This window comes from Falsiroseomonas ponticola, from assembly GCF_016805305.1.
Lineage (GTDB): Bacteria > Pseudomonadota > Alphaproteobacteria > Acetobacterales > Acetobacteraceae > Falsiroseomonas > Falsiroseomonas ponticola.
Genome location: NZ_JAERQN010000001.1, coordinates 756,638 through 779,074 on the forward strand (window position 1 = coordinate 756,638; position 22,437 = coordinate 779,074).

The window sequence follows — 22,437 nt, forward strand, 5'->3', positions numbered from 1 at the left end:
ACTGACCGGGCCGGGGCGGCACCGCCCCGGTCCCCCCCGTTTCATCCGGCCCCGTGCCCTTTCCAGCGGCGCGCGGGGGTTCTATGCCTGCGGCTCCCAGCAGACCGACGCAGCGCAATACGATGAACGAGATCGCCCCCAACCCTCCCGCGCGACACGACTTCGCCGCCGCCGAGCCCCGCTGGCAGGCGGAATGGGACCGGCGCGGCGTCTTCTCCGTGCCGGACGTGCCGCCGGCCGGGGCGCGCAAATACTATGTGCTGGAGATGTTCCCCTACCCCTCCGGCAAGATCCATATGGGGCATGTCCGGAACTACACGCTGGGCGACGTGGTGGCGCGCTACAAGCGGGCCCGCGGCCACCTGGTGATGCACCCCATGGGCTGGGACGCCTTCGGCCTGCCGGCGGAGAATGCGGCGCGGGAACGGGGCATCCATCCGGGCCAATGGACCTACGCCAACATCGCCAATATGCGCGCGGAGCTGAAGCGCATGGGCCTGTCGCTGGACTGGTCCCGCGAATTCGCCACCTGCGACGTCGCCTATTACGGCCAGCAGCAGAAGCTGTTCCTGGATTTCTGGAAGGCCGGGCTGGTCGAGCGGAAGGAGAGCTGGGTCAACTGGGACCCGGTGGATGGCACCGTGCTGGCGAATGAGCAGGTGATCGACGGCCGCGGCTGGCGGTCCGGCGCGCTGGTGGAGAAGAAGAAGCTCAGCCAGTGGTTCCTGAGCATCACCAAGTACGCGCCCGACCTGCTGGAGGCGCTGGGCGGCCTGGATCGCTGGCCCGAACGCGTGAAGCTGATGCAGTCCAACTGGATCGGCCGCAGCGAGGGCGCGCGAGTGCGCTTCCAGCTGGCGCAGCCCGTGGACGGGACCGAGGAGGTGGAGGTCTTCACCACCCGGCCGGACACACTGTTCGGCATGTCCTTCCTGGCGGTTGCCGCCGAACACCCGCTGGCCGCCGCCGCCGCGGCCGCCAACCCCGCGGCCGCCGAGTTCGTGGCGGAATGCCGCCGCATGGGCACCAGCGAGGCCGCGATCGAGCAGGCGGAGAAGCGCGGCTTCGACAGCGGCTTCCGGGTGAAGCACCCCTTCAACGGACGCGAATACCCCGTCTGGATCGCGAATTTCGTGCTGATGGAATACGGCACCGGCGCCATCTTCGGCTGCCCGGCGCATGACCAGCGGGACCTGGATTTCGCCCGGAAATACGGGCTTTCCGTCACGCCCGTGGTGCTGCCGCCGGGCGCCGACCCCGCCGCCTTCGCGGTCGGCGACGTCGCCTATACCGATGACGGCACCATCTACAACTCGGACTTCCTGGATGGGCTGGCGGTGCCGGCGGCCAAGCGGGCGGTGATCGACCGGCTGGAAGGCATGGGCACCGGCAATGGCGTGGTGAACTGGCGCCTGCGGGACTGGGGCGTCAGCCGCCAGCGCTACTGGGGCTGCCCGATCCCGGTCATCCATTGCGACGATTGCGGCGCGCTGCCCGTGCCGCAGGACCAGCTGCCGGTGGTGCTGCCGGACGACGTCGATTTCTCCAAGCCCGGCAATCCGCTGGACTACCACCCCAGCTGGAAGCATGTCGCCTGCCCGTCCTGCGGCAAGCCCGCGCGGCGGGAGACGGATACCTGCGACACCTTCGTGGACAGCTCCTGGTACTTCGCCCGCTTCTGCAGCCCGCAGGCGGAGCCGCCGGTGACGCGCGACGCCGTCGATGCCTGGCTGCCGGTGGACCAGTATATCGGCGGCATCGAGCACGCGATCCTGCACCTGCTCTACAGCCGCTTCTTCACCCGCGCGATGCAGGCCACGGGCCACCTGGCGGTCGCGGAGCCCTTCGCGGGCCTCTTCACCCAGGGGATGGTGCAGCACGAGAGCTACAAGGGCGCCGATGGCCGCTGGCTCTACCCGGAGGAGGTGGAGTTCGGCACCGCCGCCGATGGCAGCCGCACCGCGACGGTGAAGGGCACGAACGAGCCGGTGACGATCGGCCGCATCGAGGCGATGTCCAAGTCCAAGCGCAACACCATCGACCCCGGCGCGATCATCGCGAAATACGGGGCCGATACGGCGCGCTGGTTCATCCTGGCGGACAACCCGCCGGAACGGGACATGGAATGGACGGAATCCGGCGTGGCCGGCGCCTTCCGCTTCACCCAGCGCCTGTTCCGCTTGGCGAGCAACGCGCTGCCGGCCCTGCCGCCGGCCGGGACCTCCGCCGAGGGGGCAACGGGCGCCGCCCGCAAGCTGCGCCAGGCCACGCACCGCACCATCGCCGCGGTGACGGAGGCGCTGGAGAGCTTCGCCTTCAACGTCGCCGTCGCCCGCATCCATGAATTCGCCAATGCGATCGGCGAGGCCGAGGCCCAGGCCTCCGCCGAGGGCATGGGTGCCGCGCGGCGGGAAGCGCTGGAGATGCTGGCGCGCCTCTCCGCGCCCATGATGCCGCACCTGGCGGAGGAGCTGTTCAGCCTGCTCTCCCCGGGCAGCGAGGCGCTGGTGGCGCAGATGCCCTGGCCGGAGGCCGACCCCGCGCTGCTGAAGGCGGAGACGGTGACGCTGGCGGTGCAGGTGCTGGGCAAGTTGCGCGCCACCATCGAGGTCGCGGCCGGCGCTTCCGAGGCGGAGATTTTCGCCCTGGCCGAGGCGGAGGAGAACGTGCAGCGTGCCTTCGCGGGCAAGCCGGTCAGGAAGCGCATCCATGTCCCGGGACGGGTCGTCAACTTCGTTGTCTGAGCGCCCGGCGCTGTTCGCGCGTCGCGCCGCCCTGCTGGGGGCCTGCGGCCTGCTGGCGGGGTGCGGGTTCCGGCCGCTCTATGGCAGCAACGGCGCCGCGGCCGTGGCGGCGGGCGAGCCCTCCGTGCGTGACCAGCTGCTCGCGACCCGCGTGGCGCCGATCAATGAGCGCTTCGGCCAGCTGATCCGGCGGGGGCTGTTGCAGCGCCTGGGGAACGGCATCACGGGGGCGCGGCAGCCGCTCTATGAGCTCCGGGTCGGGCCCGGCGTGGCGGCGGAGGGCGTCGGCGTGCAGGTGGACGGCGCGGCGACGCGCGTGCGCTACATCGCCACGGCCAATTGGGTGCTGGTGCGGCTCGGCCCGCCGCCGGAGGGAATCATGTCCGGCCAGGAACGCGCCATCGAGGCCTACAACATCCCCGCCAACCAGTTCTTCGCGGCCGACAGCAGCCGGGAGGCGACCGAGCAGCGCCTGGCGGCGACGCTGGCGGAGCAGATCGTGCAGCGCGTGGCGGCGGAGTTCCGCCGGCGGGCGGAGGGACATGCGGCGGAGCCGGTGGAAGCACCCCTCATCCTGCCCGCGACGCCGGGCGATGCGGTGCCGCAGGGCCTGTCGGACCCGGCCTCCCCCGGCCTGCTGGGGCTGCCGCCGGGCTCCCGCTGATGCCGGGCTGACGCCGTCCCATGGCGAAGATCGATGCGCGGCGCGTGCAGGCGGTGCTGGCCGATCCCGGCGACATGCGCGCCGTGCTGCTGTTCGGCGAGGATGCCGGGCTGGTGCGCGAGAGGGCGGAGGCGCTGGTGCGCACCGTCCTTGGCGGTGCCATGGACGACCCCTTCCGCCTGGCGGACCTGACGCGGGAGGAAGCCGCGCGCGCCGGCGTGCTGGCGGGGGAAGCCGCCGCCCTGGCCATGACGGGCGGGCGGCGCGTGGTGCGGCTGCGGGACGCCACGGATGCCCATGCCAATGCGCTGAAGGACATGCTGGCCGCGCGGGGCGAGGCGCTGGTGGTGATGGAGGCGGGCGAGCTGCAGGCCCGGTCCAAGCTGCGGACCCTGGCCGAGGCCGCGCAGGACGTCGCCGTCATCCCCTGCTACCGGGAGAGGGATGAGGCGCTGGCGGGCACCATCGCGCGCCTGCTGAAGGAACAGGGCGTGCAGGCCGATGCCTCCGCCGTCGGCTGGCTGGCGGCGCGGCTGGGCGAGGACCGGATGATGCTGCGCCGCGCGGTGGAGGTGCTGGCGCTGTATGTCGGTGCCGGTGGCCGGGTGGATGAGGAGGCGGCCATGGCCTGCGTGGCCGAGGGCGCGTCGATGGACCTGGACGAGGCCCTGATGGCGGCGACCGCCGGCGACGCGGTGGCGGCCGACCGGGCGCTGGACGCGGCCTTCGCGGAGGGCGCGAACCCGGTGATGGTGGTGCGCGCCACGCTGCGGCACATGCAGCGGCTGCACGAGGCGGCGGTGGCGGGCGGCGATTCCGGCGTGCTGCGGCCGCCGGTCTTCTTCCGCCACAAGGCCGCCTTCGACCGCGCGCTGCGCCACTGGCCGACGGCCGCGCTGGAAGCGCAGGGTGCCGCGCTGCTGGAGGCGGAGAAGCGCACCAAGACCACCGCCTTCAAGGAGGCCGACCTGGCCATCGCCCGCGCCGCGATCGCCGCCATCGCCCGACAGGCGGCCGGCTTCAGCCGGCGCTGAGCGTCACCCGCCCGACAGCAGGCGGACGATGCCGTCGAGCTGGTCGAGGTCCTTGTAGCGGATCGTGACCTCGCCGCCCTTGCCCTGGTGCTTCACCAGGACCTGGAGGCCGAGCTTCTCCGTCAGGTCGCGCTCCAGCGCCCGCGTCTCCCGGTCCTCCGATTTCTCCCGCGGTCCGGACGGCCGGGGCTTCGAGGCGACCAGGGCCTCGGTCTGGCGGACATTCAGGCCGCGCACCACGACCTGGGTGGCGAGCTTCACCGGGTCCGGCGCCCCGATCAGCGCGCGGGCATGGCCGGCGGAGAGGCTGCCCTGGCGGACCAGGTCCCGCACCGGCTGCGGCAGGCCGAGCAGGCGGAGCGTATTGGCGACGTGGCTGCGGCTTTTGCCCACGGACTGGCCGAGGCTTTCCTGCGTCAGGCCGAATTCCTCGACAAGGCGCTTGTAGCCCTCCGCCTCCTCCACCGCGTTGAGATCCTGGCGCTGCAGGTTCTCGACCAGCCCGGCCGCCATGGCTTCCCGGTCGCCGAGGTCGCGGACGACGACGGGGACTTCGTGGAGCCGCGCCACCTGCGCCGCGCGCCAGCGGCGCTCGCCGCCCACGATCTCATAGGCGCCGGGATGGTCCGGCTTGGGGCGCACCAGGATGGGCTGGAGGATGCCGTGTTCCCGGATGGAGGTGGCGAGTTCCTCCAGGCGGTCGTTGTCCATCACGCCGCGGGGCTGGAAGGGGCCGGGTTCCAGCGCCTCGATCGGGACCTGGCGCAGCGCCTCGCCGGGTGCGGGGGTGGGCGCATCCGGGATGAGGGCGGAGAGGCCGCGCCCCAGGCGGGAGGTCGGCTTGCGTGTCGTGCTGCTCATGGACGGCTCCGCGCCCGTTCGCGCTTCAGGAATTCCGCGCCCAGCTTGACGTAGGCCTGCGCGCCGGGGGAGCGGAAATCGTAGAGCAGCACGGGCAGGCCATGGGAAGGGGCCTCGCTGACGCGGACATTGCGGGGGATCACCGTCTCGAACACCTTGTCCTTGAAGAAGCCACGGACATCGCTGGCGACGAGTTCCGAGAGGTTGTTGCGGCGATCCGCCATGGTCAGCACGATCCCTTCCAGCGTCAGCCGGCTGTTCAGCGCGCGGCGGACGCGGTCGATGGTGCGGGTGATCTGGCTGATGCCTTCCAGGGCGAAGAATTCGGTCTGCAGCGGCACGATCACGCCATCCGCCGCGACCAGCGCGTTGAGGGTGATGAGGCCGAGCGAGGGCGGGCAGTCCAGGAAGACGTAGTCGTAGCCGGCCAGCGTCCCGGCGGCTTCGGCGAAGCACTGGGCGAGGCGCCGTTCCCGCGCCTCCAGGCCCACCAGCTCGATCTCCGCGCCGGCGAGGTCGGGGTCGGCCGGCAGGATGGCCAGGTTGGGCACGGGCGTCGGGCGCAGGAGATCGCCGAGCGGCCGGCCTTCGGCCAGCAGCGCATAGGTGCCGGCGGCGCGGTCCTGCCGGCCGATGCCGAGGCCGGTGGAGGCATTGCCCTGCGGGTCGAGGTCCAGCAGCGCCACCTTGTGGTCGGTGGCGAGCACGCTGGCGAGGTTGATCGCCGTCGTCGTCTTGCCGACGCCCCCCTTCTGGTTGGCGAAGGCCAGGATGCGGGGGCGGTGGTCAGGCTTCCGGGCTGGCATGTCGGATATCGCTCAGGCGGAAGATGGTGGCCTCCCGGTCGGTCTGGCTGGCGAAGCGCTCCACCTGGCAGGTCCAGGCGGCACGGGCCGCGGCGAGTTCGGCATCCGCGGTGCGGCCCTTCGGGAAGATGGCGATGCCGCCGGGCGCGAGCAGCCGGGCGGCATGCGGCAGCAGCCGGTCCAGCGGCGCCAGGGCGCGGGCGGTGACGAGGGCGAGCGGCGGCAGGATGGCGTCCTCGATGCGGGTCGGGTGCACCTTTACGCGCTTCAGGTCGAGTCGCGCCGCCGCTTCCGTGAGGAAGGCGGCCTTGCGCCGGTCCGATTCCACCAGATGGGTCGGGCGGCCCGTCGCGATGGCGAGCACGAGGCCGGGCAGGCCGGCCCCGGCGCCCAGATCGGCCATCGGCTCATCCCCGGGCGGGACGAGGGCCGCCAGTTGCCAGCAATCCAGGATATGGCGCTGGCGCAGCACCTCGGGCGCCGCATCCGCCACCAGGTTGATGCGGCCGTTCCAGCGGATCAGCAGGTCGAGATAGGCGTCCAGCATCGCCTGCTGCGCCGCATCGGGCGGCGCGCGGTCGGGCAGGCGCGACAGGGTCGGCGGGGGCGGCTGTTTCACGTGAAACACCCCTATACCGCCTGCGCGGCCATCCGTCGAAGATGGACGGCCAGCGCGGCGATGGCGGCGGGCGTCACGCCCGGCACGCGGCCGGCGCTGCCGAGGCTGTCTGGCCTGGCGCGCAGCAGGCGCTGCTGCATTTCGGTGGAGAGGCCGGGGATGGCGCGGAAGTCGATGCCGTCGGGAATGGCCAGCCTTTCCTCCCGCGCCAGCAGGCGGCGCTCGGCTTCCTGCTTGCGGAGGTAGGGGGCGTAGAAGGCCTCGGCCTCCACCTGCACGGCGATGGCGGGCGGCAGCGCGGCCAGCCAGGGAAAGGCGCTGGCGGCCATGGCGGCGGTCGTCTCGGGCAGGGCCAGCACCTCCAGCACCGTGCGGCGGCGGCCATCCTGGCGGATGGGGATGCCGGCGGCGGCCAGGGCGTTGGGGGTGGCCAGGTCCTCGCCGGCCCGGGCCAGGGCGGCGGCGACATCGGCGGCGAAGCGGGCATGCCGGGCGGCGCGGTCCGGGCCGACGCAGCCCCAGGCGATGCCGCGATCGGTCAGGCGCAGCCCGGCATTGTCGGCGCGAAGGCTCAGGCGGTGCTCGGACCGCGCGGTCAGCATCCGGTAGGGCTCGGTGACGCCCTGCGACACCAGGTCATCCACCAGCACGCCGATATAGGCCTCCCCCCGGCCGAGGACGCGGTCCGGCGTTTCGCCCGCCGCCCGCTGCGCGGCGTTCAGCCCGGCCATGAGGCCCTGCGCCGCCGCCTCCTCATACCCCGTGGTGCCGTTGATCTGGCCGGCCAGGAACAGGCCTGGCGCCGTCCGCACCTCCAGCGTCCGGTGCAGGGCGCGCGGATCGACATGGTCGTATTCGATGGCGTAGCCCGGCCGCAGGATGCGGGCGCGTTCCAGCCCGGGGATGGAGGCGATGATCGCCGCCTGGACGGCCTCCGGCAGGCTGGTCGAGATGCCGTTCGGATAGACCGTGTCGTCATCCAGCCCCTCCGGCTCCAGGAAAATCTGGTGCCGCTCGCGGTCGGCGAAGCGGACGATCTTGTCCTCGATGGAGGGGCAGTAGCGCGGGCCGACGCCCTGGATCTGCCCGGAATAGACGGCGGAGCGGTGCAGGTTCTCCCGGATGACCGCATGCGTTGCGGCCCCCGTCCAGGTGATGCGGCACATCACCTGCGGGTTGGTGATCCTTTCCGTCAGCCAGGACATGGGCTCCGGCGGGTCGTCGCCGGGCTGCGGCTCCAGCGCCTCCCAGTCGATCGTCCGGCCATCGAGGCGCGGCGGCGTGCCGGTCTTCAGCCGGGCGAGTGGCAGGCGGAGGCGTTCCAGCGTCCGGGCCAGGCCGATGGCGGGGGCCTCCCCCACCCGGCCGGCGGGGAATCGCTGCTCCCCCAGATGGATCTCGCCGCGCAGGAAGGTGCCGGTGGTGATGACGACGGCGCGGCAGCGGATGCGGGTGCCGGATGCCGTGACCACGGCTTCGACGGCGCCGGCGGCATCCAGCGCCAGATCCTCCGCCGCCTCCCCCAGCAGGGTCAGGTTCGGCGTCTCCGCCAGCATGCGCTGCATGGCCGCCCGGTAGAGCTTGCGGTCAGCCTGGATGCGCGGGCCGCGCACCGCCGGGCCCTTGCTGCGGTTCAGCACCTTGGCGTGGATGGCGGCGGCATCCGCGGCACGGGCGATCAGCCCGTCCAGCGCATCGATCTCCCGCACCAGATGGCCCTTGCCGATGCCGCCGATGGCGGGGTTGCAGGACATCTCCCCGACCGTCTCGATCCGGTGGGTGAGGAGAAGGGTCCGCGCGCCGCAGCGGGCGGCGGCCGCCGCGGCCTCGCAGCCGGCATGCCCACCACCCACCACCACCACGTCGTACTGCGTCGTCGCCATGTTCATGCGCCGGGGTATAGGGCCACTACTTGCCGATGCAGAAGTCGCGGAAGATGGAATCGAGAATGCTCTCCACCTCCACGCGCCCGGTGATGCGGCCCAGCGCCAGCAGCGCGGCGCGGTAGCCCTCCGCCGCCAGTTCCGGCAGGGGCGCGCCCTGGGCGAGGCGGAGCTGCTCCAGCGTTTCCGCCAGGGCCGCGCGATGCCGGGATCGCGTCAGCGCCGGCGCGTCGCCGAGCCCCGCATGGCGGGCGGCCTCCCGCGCCAGGGCGCTGCGCAGCGCCTTGAGCCCCTCCCCCGTCCGCGCGCTCGTCGCGATGACGGTGCCTGGGGTGTCGAGTGCCGGCGGCGGCGCCAGGTCGCATTTCGTGGCGACGAGGATGGCGCCCGGGGCGTCGCGCAGCAGGGCCAGCGTCTCCGCATCCGGGGGCCTGTCGGCGGCGAAGGCGGCGAGGATCAGGTCCGCCTCCTCCGCCCGCCGCATCGCGCGCCGCACCCCTTCCTGTTCGATCGCGTCGGTGCTGGCGCGCAGCCCGGCGGTGTCGGCGATCACCGCCGGCACGCCATTCAGCTCCAGCCGGCACTCCACGATGTCCCGCGTCGTCCCGGCGATCGGGGAGACGATGGCCGCATCCCGGCCGGCGAGCGCATTCAGCAGGGACGACTTGCCCGCATTGGGCGCGCCCAGGATGGCGATGGACAGGCCCTCGCGCAGCCTCTCCCCGCGCCGCCCATCATCCAGATGGGCACCGATCTCCCGCGCCAGGGTGGCGGCCGCCTCCCGCGCCCGGTCGGCGACGTCGGTCGGCAGATCGTCCATCTCGAACTCGATGGCGGCTTCCTGCTGCGCCAGGATGCGTGTCAGCCGCTCCGTCCAGCCGCCATAGAGGCGGCCCAGCGCGCCATCGGCCTGGCGCAGCGCCTGGCGCCGCTGCGTCGCGGTCTCCGCGGCGATCAGGTCGGCGATGGCCTCGGCCTGGGTCAGGTCCATGCGGCCATGCAGGAAGGCGCGCCGGGTGAATTCGCCGGGCTCGGCCGGCCGGCAGCCCAGCCGTCCCAGCGCATCCGTCACCGCCGCCACCACCGCGCTGCCGCCATGCAGGTGCAGCTCCGCCGCATCCTCCCCCGTGTAGCTGGCGGGGCCGGGAAACCAGAGCACCAGCGCCTCGTCCAGCACCTCCCCGTCATCGGGGTCGCGCAGGCGGCGGAGACTGGCCCGGCGCGCCGCCGGCAGCCTTCCGGCCAGCCGCGCCACCACCCCCGCCGTCCCCGGCCCGGACAGCCGCAGCACCGCGACGGCCGCCTGCCCGGCGCCGGAGGCCCGGGCGAAGATCGTGTCGGTCAGCACCGGGCGGCGCGTGGCGGGTGTTTCACGTGAAACAGGGGCGCGCGATCAGTCCTTCGGCACCACGTCACGCTCGGTCAGCATCAGGTGCCGGGCCCGCCCGCCCTGCTGGAGGTGCGCCGTCAGGATGGCGTCCACATCCTCCCGCGTCTTGGGCGCGTACCAGACCCCCTCGGGATAGATGACGAGCGTCGGGCCGAACTCGCAGCGGTCGAGGCATCCGGCCTGGTTGATCCGCACGCCCTTCAGGCCAAGCTCCTTCGCCCGCGCCTTCATGTAGTCCCGCAGCGCCTCGCTGCCCGCCGCGGCGCAGGAACCGCGCTTGTGGCCATCGGGCCGGCGGTTGCAGCAGACGAAGACATGGGCGGTGAAATAGGGCGGCGGGTCGGCCTCCGCGGCGACGGAAGGGATGGCGGCGTCGGTCACAGGGCAACTCCCGGCAAGGGCTGGCGGCGCCCTCGATGTAGCGACCGCATTCCCGCGCGGCCAGGGCGCATCGCACCGCCCGCATCCGCTGGCTTGACGAGGGGGGCGGGAATGTGGCGCATGGCGCGCCCTGGACGGATGCGATGCCCCAACTCTCCTGCCTGACCCCCGTTGGCGAGGTGACCTTCTCCGAGGAGGATGGCGCGATCGTGGCCCTGGACTGGGGGCGCGGCCGCGACCAGGACCGCACGCCCCTGCTGGTGGAAGCCGTCGCCCAGTTGCAGGACTACTTCGATGGCCGGCGCACCGGCTTCGACCTGCCCCTCGCCCCCTTCGGTTCCGCCTTCCAGCGTCGGGTCTGGGACGCGCTGCGCGCCATTCCCCCGGGCGAGACACGGTCCTATGGTGACCTTGCCCAGTTGCTCGGTTCATCCGCCCGCGCCATCGGACAGGCGAATGGCGCCAACCCGATACCCATCGTCATCCCCTGCCATCGCGTGGTTGCCGCGGCCGGACGGCTCGGCGGCTATTCCGGTGGCGACGGGGCGCCCACCAAGCGCGCGCTGCTCGACCTGGAGCGGCGCGCGGCCGCCAACCCCCCCGGCCCCCAGGCCGAGCTCTTCCCCTCATCTCCAGGGACCATCCCCCGATGAACCGTGCCATCCGCGTCCATGAATATGGCGGCCCCGACAAGCTGGTGTGGGAGGAAGTGCCCCTCCCCGCGCCCAAGGGCGGCGAAGCGCTGGTCCGGCACAAGGCCGTCGGCCTGAACTACATCGACGTCTATTTCCGCACCGGCCTCTACAAGGCGCCCGCCCTGCCGGCCACGATCGGCATGGAAGCCTCCGGCATCGTGGAAGCCGTGGGCGAAGGCGTCACCAACGTCGCCCCCGGCGACCGCGTGGCCTATGCCACGGCGCCGATCGGGGCCTATGCGGAAGCCCGCACCATCAAGGCGGACCGCCTGGTGAAGGTGCCGGAGGCGATCGGCTTCGACCAGGCCGCCGCCATGATGCTACAGGGCATGACGGCCGGCTTCCTGCTGACCCGCACCTACAAGGTGCAGCCCGGCCAGACCATCCTGGTCCATGCCGCCGCCGGCGGCGTCGGCCTCATCATGACGCAATGGGCCAAGCACCTCGGCGCCACCGTCATCGGCTGCGTCAGCACGGAGGAGAAGGCCGAACTCTCCCGCGCCCATGGCGCGGACCATGTGGTGGTCGGCATCGAAGGCCTGCCCGCCCGGGTGAAGGAGATCACCGGCGGCGCCATGCTGCCCGTGGTCTATGACAGCGTCGGCCGCGACACCTTCACCACCTCCCTCGACTGCCTGGCGCCCTACGGGATGATGGTGTCCTACGGCAACGCCTCCGGCCCCGTGACCACCGATATCGGCATCCTCGCCGCCAAGGGCTCGCTCTACCTGACGCGCCCGACGCTTGCGACCTACACCTCGAAGCGGGAAGACCTGGAAGCCCATGCGGCGGCGCTGTTCGACGTCGTGGCGAAGGGCGCTGTGAAGATCCGGGTGAACCAGAGCTTCGCGCTCAAGGATGCGGCCGACGCGCATCGGGCGCTGGAGGCGCGGAAGACGACGGGGAGCACCGTCCTGCTGCCGTGAAGGGAGGATACGGGGGCTCTGCCCCCGTAAGCCCCCGCCGGGGGCCGTGGCGGCCCCCGGGCCCCGCCGTCAGTTCTTCAGGTAATAGACGTAGCGGTAGCGCTCGATCAGGCCGAGGCCGGCGTTGAGCGCCAGCGACGCCTTGTTGGTGCAGGCGACCTGGGCATAGGCCCAGCTGGCGCCCTGCCCCAGGGCCCAGGCACCGGCGGCCGCCATCACCCGCTGGCCGAGGCCACGGCGGCGGAATTCCGGGCGGACCGAGAGGTCGAACAGACCCGCCAGCGGGCCATCCGCGGTGACGAAGGCGCTGGCGGCCGGCACGCCATCCTCATGCAGCAGCACCCAGGCGGCCGGCACGGCCAGCAGATCGGCCATGCCCGCCTTCTCCGCCCGCCGCGCGGGGGATTGGTGCTCGGCCGTCGCCACCACGGCCATCCAACGCTCCTCCGGGCCCGTCAGGATCTCGGCAGCGGGATCGGGCTTCGCGAAATCCGCCAGCGGCCCCGCGATCACCTGGCTCTCGTCATGCCGCCGGTAGCCCCGCGCCTCCAGCATCGGCACCATCCCCTCGGGGTCGAGCGGCGTGGAGCGGAAGCGGCAGACCTGGCCCATCCGGGCATAGAAGGCCTCGATCCGGTCGATCCGCCCCGCCAGCCCCGGATCGGGCCGAGGGTCCATCGGGCAGGCCGCATTGGCCCGCCCCGTGCCGCCGAGGTAGCGGCGCACCACGAAGGGCCCGTCGAAGATCAGCCTCGGGGCCGGAACCGCTGTCAGCGTCGCCTGCTCGATGGCGAAGACGCCGGGAAACTCACTCACGCTCATGCCTGTTCTCACGCTTCCTGGGCCAACCGGGCCACGGCCTCCCGATAGGTCGCATCGAACAGCGCGTCGAGCGCCGGGTTCACGCCCCGGAGCCCCGCGGCCACCCGTCCCGCCCAGCCGATGTATTCCAGGCGCCGCGCATGGTCCCACCCCGCCGGCGGGCTGGCCGCGATGGCGCGGAGGTTGGAGATCTTGTCCGCCAGCTTCAGCATCTTCGCCGCATCGGTCTTCTTCGCGGCATGCTTCACCTGCAGTGCCTTGCGGACCTCCTTCGGCAAGGTCTTGTCGTCCGTCGCCTCCGCGACGACGCCCGCGACCAGCTCGCCGAACTCCGCCACCAGCCGCTCATGCGTGATGGGCTCCGGGTCCTTGTCGCTGTCCTCGACCGTGTCGTGCAGCAGCCCGGCCAGGATCGCCTCCTCCGGCGCGCCATGCGCGGCCAGGATGGCGGCGACCTCCAGCACGTGGTTCACATAGGGCTCCGCGGAGGCGCCCTTGCGGCGATGCGTGGCGTGGACGCGGGCGGCGAAGGTGGCAGCGCGGAGGAGACGGGCCGCGGCGGTCTCGGCCTGGCCGGTGTCCGGGGGTACGATGGTGTCCATTTGTGTCTCGGTGTCCTTCGGGTCGCATACTGCGCCATGCGGCGGCGCGCCGCATCCCGGATGCGCTGCGCCGCATCCCGGATGCGCCGCGTCGCATCCCGCCCGGCGCGGCCGCCGCGGTGCCTCCGCCTGATGGCGCCTGCCGTGCCTGCCGCCCTGCTGGCGGCGCTGCTGTCCGTGCTGGTGCCGGGCCGGGCGGAAGCGGGTGTCAGCCCCCTCACGACGGCGGAGGGCCATCTGCGCTTCGCGCTCGCCGTGCTCTGCCCCCGCTGCAGCAATGATGTGGAGGCCGAGGGCGTCAACCGGGCGATGCGCCGCGCCATCCTCGCCGGTCCGGCGCTGGAGGCCGCGCGGGATGCCGTGGAGGTCGCCGGCCAGGCCGGCGGCCGGCGCGCCGCGGCGGCGGGCCGCCCGATCGGCCGCGCGCTGCAGGCGCTCGAATCGGTGGATGAGCAGGCCGCCGCGCGGCAGGCGCGGCGCGCGCTGCGGATGCTGGAATCGCTGCCGCGATAGCGGGCGGGCGGCGTTCCTAACGCCGGCCGAGGCCCCGAGGGCGGCCCGCCGCAGGCGTGGCCGCGGCATGACGGAGCCAGGCGCGGCGCCGGCGTCCGGAGGCCCTTTCGCCTCGGCGAAAGGGCCAGACGCCTCAGGTGTTCATCGCGTCGAAGAAGTCCTGGTTGGTCTTGCTGTACTTCAGCTTGTCCAGCAGGAACTCCATCGCGTCCTGCGTGCCCATCGGGTTCAGGATGCGGCGCAGCACCCACATCTTGGACAGCGTCCCGCGATCGACCAGCAGCTCCTCCTTCCGGGTGCCCGACTTGGTGATGTCGATGGCCGGGAAGGTGCGCTTGTCCGACAGCTTGCGGTCCAGGATCAGCTCGCTGTTGCCGGTGCCCTTGAACTCCTCGAAGATCACCTCGTCCATGCGGCTGCCGGTATCGATCAGGGCCGTCGCGATGATGGTCAGCGATCCGCCTTCCTCGATGTTGCGCGCCGCGCCGAAGAAGCGCTTCGGCCGCTGCAGCGCGTTGGCATCGACACCGCCCGTCAGCACCTTGCCCGAGGACGGCACGACGGAGTTGTAGGCGCGGCCGAGGCGCGTGATGGAGTCGAGCAGGATCACCACGTCCCGCTTGTGCTCGACCAGGCGCTTCGCCTTCTCCAGCACCATCTCCGTCACCTGCACGTGGCGGGTGGCGGGCTCGTCGAAGGTGGAGGCCACGACCTCGCCCCGCACGGTGCGGGCCATGTCGGTCACTTCCTCCGGCCGCTCATCGATCAGCAGCACGATGAGGAAGACGTCGGGGTGGTTGGCGGTGATGGACTTGGCGATGTTCTGCAGCATCACCGTCTTGCCGGTGCGCGGCGGCGCGACGATCAGCGCGCGCTGGCCCATGCCGATCGGCGCCACCAGGTCGATCACCCGGTGCGTGTAGTCCTTGGTCGGCCCCTTCGCGACGCTCTCGGCGTCCGGGTTTTCCATCTTGAGGCGCCGCGTGGGGTAGAGCGGCGTGAGGTTGTCGAAGTTGATGCGGTGCCGCAGCGCCTCGGGCGGCTCGAAATTGATGGTATCGACCTTCAGCAGGGCGAAGTACCGCTCCCCATCCTTCGGCGCCCGGATCTGGCCTTCCACCGTGTCGCCGGTCCGCAGGCCGAAGCGCCGGACCTGGGCGGGGGAGACGTAGATGTCGTCCGGCCCGGGCAGGAAGTTGGCCTGCGGGCTGCGCAGGAAGCCGAAGCCGTCGGGCAGGATCTCCAGCGTGCCATCGCCGTAGATGGCCTGCTCGTTCTCCGCCAGCGTCTTCAGGATCGCGAACATCATGTCCTGCTTGCGCAGGCTGGATGCGTTCTCGATCTGGAGCGACTCGGCGAAGCCAAGCAGATCGGCCGGTGACTTGGCCTTCAGTTCGGAAAGATGCATGGGCGGACGGGTCCCGCGGAAAGGGAGATCGGGCGGACCCTGGCAGAGGCGGAGCGGGTTGGCGGCGTGGCCGGAGGCCAGCGTCACCATGCCCTTTGCCCGCCGCGCGCCCCGTTCTCGGGCTTTGTCGCGGTGGCCAGGGAGCTTGGGGAGGGAGGGACCGGCGGCGCCGCACCAGCTGCCTGGAACCCCGAACGGGGACCCGCCAGGAAGAAGGGGGCAACGCACGACCGATTGCCGGAAGGCAGTTCGACCCTAAGGAGGCGAACCGTCCCCGTCAACCGGCAGATGGAAGCCAGGGCGCGACATTCAAGGGGTTTCGTGCCGATGCTGAGACCCCGTCCCACGCCACCCCGCAACCCCCGGCTAGGCCGCGCCGCGGCGGAAGGCCTCCACCGGCCAGAGGCTCGCCGCCGGCACCACCCGTTCCAGCCGCGCACCGCCCGGCGCCGGGCGCAGCGCCAGCACGCGATCGTGATAGCGGTCGAGCCCCGGCCGGTGGCCGATGGACAGCAGCGCGGCCCCCGCCAGCTCCGCCTGGAACAGGGCGAACATCGCCGCCTGGTTCGCCTCGTCCAGCGCGGAGGTCGCCTCATCCATGAAGACCCAGCGCGGGCGGTGCAGCAGCAGCCGGGCGAAGGCCAGGCGCTGCTGCTCCCCCAGCGACAGCACCCGGTCCCAGCGCGAAACCTTGTCGAGCTGCGGCACCAGCGCGCCGAGCCGGCAGCGCCGGAGCGCCGCGGCCGCGGCTTCCGCCGGGAAGGCATCGGCGGCGGCGGGATAGGCCAGCGCGGCGCGCAGGCTGCCGAGCGGCAGGTAGGGCCGCTGCGGCATGAACAGTGTCGCCGCCCGGTCCGGCACCGCGATGCCCCCCTGCCCCCAGGGCCAGATGCCGGCGATGGCGCGGAACAGCGTCGATTTCCCGCTGCCGCTCTCCCCCGTCACCAGCACGCGCTCGCCCGGCCGCAGCGTGACAGCGGCCTCCGCCACCAGCGCGCGGCCGCAGGCGGTGCCCAGGCTGAGGCCCGTCAGCGCCAGCGCCTCCCCCGCGCCGATGACGATGCCCGGTGCCCCGGCCTGCCCGTCCGCGGCCTCGCAGGCGCGCTCCAGCTCCACCACCCGGACCACATGGCCGCGCCAATCCGCCAGCCGCGGCCAGTTCTCGACGAACCAGGACAGCGCCCGCGTCACCTCCACGAAGGCCTGCGTCATCTGCATCAGCACGCCGAGGGTGATGGCGCCGGCGAAGAAGCGCGGCGCGCCCAGCAGCAGCGGCAGCACCCCCGCCACCGCCATGTAGCCGGCGCCGAGCCACATCAGCTGCCGCTCGCTCCGCAGCAGCCGCAGCATGGCGGCCTCCACGCCGCGATAGGCCCGCGCCAGGCCCCGCTCCTCATCCGCCTCGCCGCGGATCAGCGCGATGCCCTCGCTATGCTCCCGGATGCGCAGCAGGGCGAAGCGGTGGTCGGCCTCCGCCTGGTTGCGGTCGAGGTGGATGCGCGGCATCGCCCGCCCGACCCGCCACACCACCAGCGCCCCCAGCCCCGAATAGAGCGCGGCGGCGATCAGCATGCTGCCCGGCAGGGCGATCACCGTCCCGCCGATGGCCAGTTCGAGCGTGCCGGAGAGGTGCCAGAGCAGCCCGGCGAAGCAGGCGAACAGCGCCACGCTGTGCAGCAGGCCCAGCACCAGATCCACGGTCATGATGGTGGCCCAGCGGGTATTCTCCCCGATGCGCTGGTCGGGGTTGTCGGCGCCCCCCTCCCCCATCTCCATCCGGTAGTGCCGGTGGTTCGCCAGCATGGCGCCCTGCAGCTTCAGCACCAGCCAGCGCCGCCACAGGAAGGCCAGCACCTGCCGGGCCCAGAGCCGCCCGACGGCGACGGCCATGCTGAGCAGCGTCAGCGCCACGAACCACCAGAGCTGCCCCTGGAAGGCATCGGCGTCGCGCTTCTCCAGCGCATCGAAGGCGTCGCGCTGCCAGTCGCTGAAGGCGTAGGACAGCGCGATCTGCAGCAGCGTCAGCACCACCGCCACCGCCGTCAGCCCCCAGGCGGTCCAGGGCGCGGCGCCATACCAGCCGCGCGCCAGCCGCCAGGTCTCCCGCAGCGCCCCGTCCCCCGACGTCGCCTCGGTCTCCACAGCCATGGGCCCCTCCCCCAGCAGGGGCCCAATTCGTATACAATAGATCGTGAGCGAGCAATCTTGAACTGCGCGGACTGGCAACCCGTCCGCGCGGCGATCAGAACGGCTTCGCGATCACCATGAGCACGATGATGATCATCAGCACCGTCGGCACCTCGTTCAGCATCCGCCAGCCGCGCTCCGTGCGCGGCCGCTCGTCGCGCTCGAAAGCCTTCCGGGCGAGCGCCAGGTCGTGGTGGAACCAGGACATCGCGAGCACCGAGGCGAATTTCAGGTGCCACCACCCCGCCGTCCAATCCACCACGCCGGGGGTCAGGATCAGCAGCAGCCCGAAGGTCCAGGTGGCGATCATGGCGGGGTTCATGATGGCCTTCAGCAGCCGCCGCTCCATCACCTTGAAGGTGGCGGAGCGCACATCCTCCGGCGCCACCTGCATGTGGTAGATGTAGAGCCGCGGCAGGTAGAACAGCCCCGCCATCCAGGCGATGACCGAGATCAGGTGCAGCGCCTTGATCCACACATAGGCGGGCGCCAGGAAGTCCAAGGTCATCGGGTTCCCTCGCGGGCCAGGCCGAGGTCCCGCAGCACGGTGGCGTTCATGGCACTCTCCTGCGCGAAGCGGTCGCGGAAGGCGGCGCCGTTCAGGTGCAGCGGGATGGCGTTCAGCCGCTCCGCCGCCGTGCGGAAGCTCTCCGCGCCGACCGCCGTGGCGCAGGCGCGTTCCAGCACCGCCGCCGCGGCCTCCGGAATGCCGGAAGGCGCCAGGATGCCGCCATGGGAACTGCCCTCCAGCGGCTGGCCGAGCTCCGCCAGCGTCGGCACCGCGGGCAGGCCCGCCAGCCTGTCGCGCGCCAGCACGCCCAGCACGGGCAGGCCGGTGGCGGCGGGGATGGAGCCGCTTTCGATGAACATGTGGATCTGCCCGCCCAGCGCCGCCTGCGCCATGGGCCCCGCGCCGGTGAAGGGCACGTGCAGCCCCTCGATCCCATGCGCCTTCAGCAGCGCCGCCGTCAGGATGTGCTGCGTGCTCCCCTGCCCCGGGGAGCCGAAGATCAGCGCCTCCCGCGCCGATCGCCCGAAGGCGACCATGCCGGCCAGGTCCGTGAAGGGCGCCTGGCGGCCGAGCACGACGACCTGCGGGTTGTCATAGACCAGGCAGAGGAAGCGGAAGCTGTCGAGGTTGTAGGACAGCGCCACCTGGTGCGGCTGCGCCGTGATGGGGTTGTTCGGGCTGAACAGCAGGGTCAGCCCATCCGGCCGCGCCCGCGCCGCTTCCGCCGCGCCGATCGTGCCCGCCGCGCCGCCGCGGTTCTGCACCACCACCGTCTGGCCGAGCGCGCGGGACAGTTCCGGCTGCAGCGCGCGCGCCATGAGGTCCGTGTTGCCGCCGGGCGGGTAGCCGACGATCAGCGTGATGGGTCGGGACGGAAACTCCTGCGCCGCCGCGGTCCCCATGCCGAGCGCCAGCAGCGCGGCGCCGATGATCCTTGCCAGTTTCATGCACCGGTCCTCCCCCAGGGCGGGCAGGCTACCAGCGCCGCGCGGAGGGCGTCAGCCCTGCCCCCCCGCTTGCCGATCCGGCTCCAGCCCCAGCAGCCGGGGCAGCTCCGCCATACTGACAAAAGTCTCGGCGCCGACGGCCTGCAGCGCCGCAGCGGGTGTCGGATGCGCGAAGCCCAGCACGCGGCAGCCGGCGGCGCGGCCGGCGCGGGCGCCCGTCACGCTGTCCTCCACCACCACGCAGTCATGCGGATCGGCCCCGCAGGCGGCGGCGGCGGCGCGGTACATGTCGGGCGCGGGCTTCGGGTTCGGCACGTCGTTGTAGGTGAAGGACCGGCCGCGGAAGGTCTCCGCCAGGCCGAGCCCCGCCAGCTTGGTGTTCAGCTCGGGGCGGGAGGAGTTGCTGGCCACCGCCACCGGGATCCCCGCCGCGACGATTTTCTCCAGTGCCGCCAGCACGCCGCGCACCGGCACGACTTCCTGGTGCAGTTCCCGCAGCACCCGGCGCACCACGCCCTGGATGAAGTCGGACGGCACCGAATCCGGGCCGAGCCGCGCCTGCACCCGCGGGATGATCGCTTCCCAGGACAGGCCCATGAAGTGCTGCTCGCACTGCTCGGGCGTCATCTCCCAGCCCAGCGCGCTGATCTCCTCGGCGATGATGCGGTTGTGCATCGCCTCCGTATCGGCCAGCACGCCGTCGCAATCGAACAGGACGGCCGCCGGGCGCCGGGTCACGCCCTTTCCCTCGCCCGCTGCATGGCGGCGGCCAGCGTCGCATGCGGGCAGTCGCCATGCTGCTTCGGGCATTGCCGGGCGCCGGCAAAGGAACAGAGGCTGCGGCCGCTGCCGCGGGCATGCCGCACCAGGTCGGCCAGCGCGCCGATGAAGGCGGGGTCGGAATTCTGCGCAGGCGCCCGGTAGTAGCCAGGCACGCCGAGCTTCTCGGCCTCCTCCCGGTACTCGACGTCGAGCTCCACCAGCGTCTCCGAATGCTCGGAGGTGAAGGCGATGGGCACGACCAGCACCGCGACCTTGTCGTGGCCCGCGCGCTCCAGCTCATCCTCCGTGGAGGGGCCGATCCATTTCTGCGGCGTGACGCGGGACTGGAAGCAGACGACGTGGTCGAGATCGGGCAGGCCGAGGCGTTCCACCACGCCCGCCACCGTCTGCTCCACCTGCCACTGGTAGGGGTCACCCGCCTTCACGATGCTTTCCGGCAGGCCATGGGCGCTGAACAGCACACGCAGCTTGATGGCCGGGTCGAGCTCCGCCCGCGCCTTGTCCCAGGCGCCGCGCACCAGCGCCGCGGTCGCCTCGGCGAAGCCGGGATGGGAGTGGAAGCAGCAGAGCGTCGTGGTCGGTGCCTCGAGCTTCGCCCGCGCCGCCGCCCGCGCCCAGTCGATGGCGCTGCTGCCCGTGGTGGTGGTGGAGAATTGCGGATAGAGCGGCAGCAGCAGCACCTCGTCGGGCGCCCAGGCCTTCACGGCGCGCGCCGTCTCGTCGCTCATCGGGTGCCAGTAGCGCATGGCGACGAAGCACTTGGCCTCGATGCCGGCATCCTGGTTCAGCAGCACCTCCAGCGCCGCCGCCTGCTCCTCCGTCAGCTCCCGCAGCGGCGATTTGCCGCCGAGGATGGCGTAGTTCTCCGTCGCCGGCTTGGTGCGCCGCCAGGCGATGATGCGGCCCAGCCAGGGGCGGACGAAGCCCGGCACCCGCAGGATGGCGGGGTCGGTGAAGAGGTTCACGAGGAAGGGGCGGATGCTTTCCGGCGCGTCCGGCCCGCCAAGGTTGAACAGCACCACCGCCACGCGGCGACGGCCGCCGGAGGCGGTCGGGACGGGCGGGGAAGGGGCGGGGAGATCCATGGTGCGCGGGACATGCCACGTCGCGGCCCGGGGTCAAGGCTCGGCTTCGCCGCGAGGCGCATGAAAACGCGAAACGGGGCGATTCCGGCCCGGAATCGCCCCGGCGATCGACGCCGCCTATCGGGCCGATCGATCAGCCGACGGCGCTGAGCGGACCTTCCACCCCCTGGGCCCGGAAGCTGGCCTGCAGCCGGGCCAGCTCCTCCGCCAGCGGGCGATGCACGTCCCGCCGCCCGTGGCGGGGCGTCAGCTCGAACAGTCCGTTCGGGCAGTAGCGGTCCTCGTCCCAGCCCATATGGGAGATGACGGGGTAGAGGCAGACGCCATGCACCGGCAGCCCGGCCTGGCGGGCGGCCATCGTCTCCTCCGCCACGTAGCGCAGCCAGGGGGCGCGGGGCGCGCCCTCGATGCTCGTCTCCGCCACGAAGATGTCGCGCGGCGCGTAGCGGCGGGCGGTATCGGCCAGCAGGTCCCGGAAGGGGCGGAAGCGCGCGCTGTCGAAGACGCTCAGCGGCTCCGCATGGTGCAGCCACTGGTTGTTCCAGTAGTAGTTGACGCCGATGACGTCGAGGATGTCCTCCGACCCGCCCAGCTCCGGCTCCTCCCGCCCCGCCAGCATGTCCCAGGCCTGCCACTGGCTGGCATTGTGGCGCGCGACCTCCTCGGCCTCCGCCGGTTCGCGGGGCACGATGTTGATGACGGGATCGACGGCGGCGAAGCGGGCGCCGGGCGCCGCCTCCCGCACCGCGCGCGTGCCGGCGATGGCGGCGCGGGCCAGGTTGCGCTTCAGCTCCATCCCCCGCCCGGTTTCATGCGGCGAACAGCGCGCCATGTCGCCCCCGGCGAAGGCCAGGAAGCTGATCTCGTTCACCGGGCAGACGAAGGGGGCGCGGCCCGTCTCCTCCCGGTGCAGGCGGGCGAAGGCGGCCGCGTAGCGGGCGAAGCGATCGACGAAGGCCGGGGAGAAGACGTCGAGGTCATCCGGCCAGCCGTAATGGCAGAGGTCCCAGATCACCTGGGTGCGCGTCGCCTCCGCCGCCCGCAGCAGCGGCAGCACGGCCGACCAGTCATACCGGCCGGGGGAGGTCTCCACGAGGTGCCAGCGCACCCCGTCCCGCGCCGCGCGGATGCCATGCTCCGCGAGCTGCGCATAATCCTCCCGCGCCAGCAGGTCGTGCCGGGTCGCGGCGATCATGTCGAGGCGCCGGCGGGACATGTTGCGGTGGGTCGAGCATTCGAACCCGCCGAGGAAGAAGGACTGGAACAGGGGCTGGTGGGGGATCACGCGGGACTCCGTGGAGAGGGAGGCGGACCGGGGAGGGGCCTGGGGCGCTAACGCCGCCAGGTCGGTGGGTTCATCGCCCGCGATCACGCACGCGTGAGGCGGGCGACCCTCGTATCGCCTATTGTATTCAATATTGTCCAGCGGAATCGCGCCGGGCGCGGGCGAAGCGGCTGCCGTGAAGCCGCCGGGCTGTCTCAACAGGCGCAGAAAGCGGCGCGACATCTCAGTTAACGGAAAGTTTGCCAAATTTTTGAGATCACGATACCGTTATACCGGCACGGCAACAAACGG

21 protein-coding genes are annotated in these 22,437 nt (G+C 72.2%); 6 read left to right on the forward strand and 15 right to left on the reverse strand.

Annotation, left to right across the window (positions count from 1 at the left end; genetic code table 11):
- Positions 1–122: 122 nt before the first annotated feature.
- Genes leuS through holA form a run of 3 tightly spaced genes read left to right on the forward strand, consistent with a single transcriptional unit; the run spans position 123 to position 4,442 of the window.
- Positions 123–2,744: a leucine--tRNA ligase gene (gene leuS / locus JJI54_RS03705; protein ID WP_203071038.1), complete on the forward strand. Its 2,622-nt coding sequence runs from the start codon at positions 123–125 to the stop codon at positions 2,742–2,744.
- The gene (lptE, locus tag JJI54_RS03710; protein WP_203071040.1) at positions 2,737–3,408 is read left to right on the forward strand and encodes an LPS assembly lipoprotein LptE; all 672 of its coding nucleotides are present in this window, start codon (positions 2,737–2,739) and stop codon (positions 3,406–3,408) included. The genes leuS and lptE overlap by 8 nt, the downstream gene beginning before the upstream one ends.
- Positions 3,409–3,428: 20 nt before the next feature.
- Positions 3,429–4,442, forward strand: coding sequence for a DNA polymerase III subunit delta (holA, locus tag JJI54_RS03715; protein ID WP_203071042.1), 1,014 nt, complete (start codon positions 3,429–3,431; stop codon positions 4,440–4,442).
- A gap of 3 nt (positions 4,443–4,445) precedes the next feature.
- Here holA and JJI54_RS03720 read toward each other — a convergent pair whose 3' ends face one another.
- The 6 genes from JJI54_RS03720 to JJI54_RS03745 are packed head-to-tail and all read right to left on the reverse strand — an operon-like array spanning position 4,446 to position 10,382.
- Positions 4,446–5,303 (reverse strand): ParB/RepB/Spo0J family partition protein, encoded by an 858-nt coding sequence (locus tag JJI54_RS03720; RefSeq protein WP_203071044.1) that lies wholly within the window; start codon positions 5,301–5,303, stop codon positions 4,446–4,448.
- Positions 5,300–6,109, reverse strand: a complete 810-nt coding sequence (locus JJI54_RS03725) for a ParA family protein (RefSeq protein ID WP_203071046.1) — start codon at positions 6,107–6,109, stop codon at positions 5,300–5,302. The genes JJI54_RS03720 and JJI54_RS03725 overlap by 4 nt, the downstream gene beginning before the upstream one ends.
- Positions 6,090–6,728, reverse strand: a complete 639-nt coding sequence (gene rsmG, locus JJI54_RS03730) for a 16S rRNA (guanine(527)-N(7))-methyltransferase RsmG (RefSeq protein ID WP_318987440.1) — start codon at positions 6,726–6,728, stop codon at positions 6,090–6,092. Before rsmG ends, JJI54_RS03725 begins: the two co-directional genes overlap by 20 nt.
- Positions 6,729–6,739: 11 nt before the next feature.
- Positions 6,740–8,611 carry a tRNA uridine-5-carboxymethylaminomethyl(34) synthesis enzyme MnmG gene (gene mnmG / locus JJI54_RS03735; protein ID WP_203071048.1) on the reverse strand — a complete coding sequence of 624 codons (1,872 nt, stop codon included), beginning with the start codon at positions 8,609–8,611 and terminating at the stop codon, positions 6,740–6,742.
- Between the two features lie 25 nt (positions 8,612–8,636).
- Positions 8,637–9,956 carry a tRNA uridine-5-carboxymethylaminomethyl(34) synthesis GTPase MnmE gene (gene mnmE, locus JJI54_RS03740; RefSeq protein ID WP_226381490.1) on the reverse strand — a complete coding sequence of 440 codons (1,320 nt, stop codon included), beginning with the start codon at positions 9,954–9,956 and terminating at the stop codon, positions 8,637–8,639.
- Between the two features lie 48 nt (positions 9,957–10,004).
- Positions 10,005–10,382, reverse strand: coding sequence for a (2Fe-2S) ferredoxin domain-containing protein (locus tag JJI54_RS03745; protein WP_318987441.1), 378 nt, complete (start codon positions 10,380–10,382; stop codon positions 10,005–10,007).
- Positions 10,383–10,525: 143 nt separating this feature from the next.
- Here JJI54_RS03745 and JJI54_RS03750 point away from each other — a divergent pair, with 143 nt between their 5' ends.
- Both JJI54_RS03750 and JJI54_RS03755 read left to right on the forward strand, forming a co-directional pair.
- Positions 10,526–11,035, forward strand: a complete 510-nt coding sequence (locus JJI54_RS03750; RefSeq protein WP_203071052.1) for a methylated-DNA--[protein]-cysteine S-methyltransferase — start codon at positions 10,526–10,528, stop codon at positions 11,033–11,035.
- The gene (locus JJI54_RS03755) at positions 11,032–12,003 is read left to right on the forward strand and encodes a quinone oxidoreductase family protein (protein ID WP_203071054.1); all 972 of its coding nucleotides are present in this window, start codon (positions 11,032–11,034) and stop codon (positions 12,001–12,003) included. The genes JJI54_RS03750 and JJI54_RS03755 overlap by 4 nt, the downstream gene beginning before the upstream one ends.
- Before the next feature lie 69 nt (positions 12,004–12,072).
- On the opposite strand, the gene JJI54_RS03760 is transcribed toward JJI54_RS03755, so the two are convergent.
- Both JJI54_RS03760 and JJI54_RS03765 read right to left on the reverse strand, forming a co-directional pair.
- Positions 12,073–12,825 (reverse strand): GNAT family N-acetyltransferase, encoded by a 753-nt coding sequence (locus JJI54_RS03760; protein WP_203071056.1) that lies wholly within the window; start codon positions 12,823–12,825, stop codon positions 12,073–12,075.
- An 8-nt stretch (positions 12,826–12,833) separates the two neighbouring features.
- Positions 12,834–13,427 (reverse strand): HD domain-containing protein, encoded by a 594-nt coding sequence (locus tag JJI54_RS03765; protein WP_203071058.1) that lies wholly within the window; start codon positions 13,425–13,427, stop codon positions 12,834–12,836.
- Between the two features lie 132 nt (positions 13,428–13,559).
- Here JJI54_RS03765 and JJI54_RS03770 point away from each other — a divergent pair, with 132 nt between their 5' ends.
- On the forward strand, positions 13,560–13,940 hold the full coding sequence (locus JJI54_RS03770; protein ID WP_203071059.1) for a hypothetical protein: 381 nt from the start codon (positions 13,560–13,562) through the stop codon (positions 13,938–13,940).
- Between the two features lie 133 nt (positions 13,941–14,073).
- Here JJI54_RS03770 and rho read toward each other — a convergent pair whose 3' ends face one another.
- The 7 genes from rho to JJI54_RS03805 all read right to left on the reverse strand — a co-directional run bounded on the left by rho (position 14,074) and on the right by JJI54_RS03805 (position 22,146).
- On the reverse strand, positions 14,074–15,348 hold the full coding sequence (gene rho, locus JJI54_RS03775) for a transcription termination factor Rho (protein ID WP_203071061.1): 1,275 nt from the start codon (positions 15,346–15,348) through the stop codon (positions 14,074–14,076).
- 366 nt (positions 15,349–15,714) lie between these two features.
- Positions 15,715–17,496, reverse strand: a complete 1,782-nt coding sequence (locus JJI54_RS03780) for an ABC transporter ATP-binding protein/permease (RefSeq protein WP_203071063.1) — start codon at positions 17,494–17,496, stop codon at positions 15,715–15,717.
- A gap of 94 nt (positions 17,497–17,590) precedes the next feature.
- The gene (hemJ, locus tag JJI54_RS03785) at positions 17,591–18,043 is read right to left on the reverse strand and encodes a protoporphyrinogen oxidase HemJ (protein ID WP_203071065.1); all 453 of its coding nucleotides are present in this window, start codon (positions 18,041–18,043) and stop codon (positions 17,591–17,593) included.
- Positions 18,040–18,993 (reverse strand): Bug family tripartite tricarboxylate transporter substrate binding protein, encoded by a 954-nt coding sequence (locus tag JJI54_RS03790; RefSeq protein WP_203071067.1) that lies wholly within the window; start codon positions 18,991–18,993, stop codon positions 18,040–18,042. The genes hemJ and JJI54_RS03790 overlap by 4 nt, the downstream gene beginning before the upstream one ends.
- Before the next feature lie 51 nt (positions 18,994–19,044).
- Positions 19,045–19,731, reverse strand: coding sequence for an HAD family hydrolase (locus tag JJI54_RS03795; protein ID WP_318987442.1), 687 nt, complete (start codon positions 19,729–19,731; stop codon positions 19,045–19,047).
- Positions 19,728–20,861, reverse strand: coding sequence for a ferrochelatase (hemH, locus tag JJI54_RS03800; protein WP_203071071.1), 1,134 nt, complete (start codon positions 20,859–20,861; stop codon positions 19,728–19,730). The genes JJI54_RS03795 and hemH overlap by 4 nt, the downstream gene beginning before the upstream one ends.
- A gap of 133 nt (positions 20,862–20,994) precedes the next feature.
- A complete protein-coding gene (locus JJI54_RS03805) occupies positions 20,995–22,146 on the reverse strand; it encodes a beta-glucosidase (RefSeq protein WP_203071072.1) in 1,152 nt (383 codons plus the stop codon).
- Positions 22,147–22,437 lie beyond the last annotated feature (291 nt).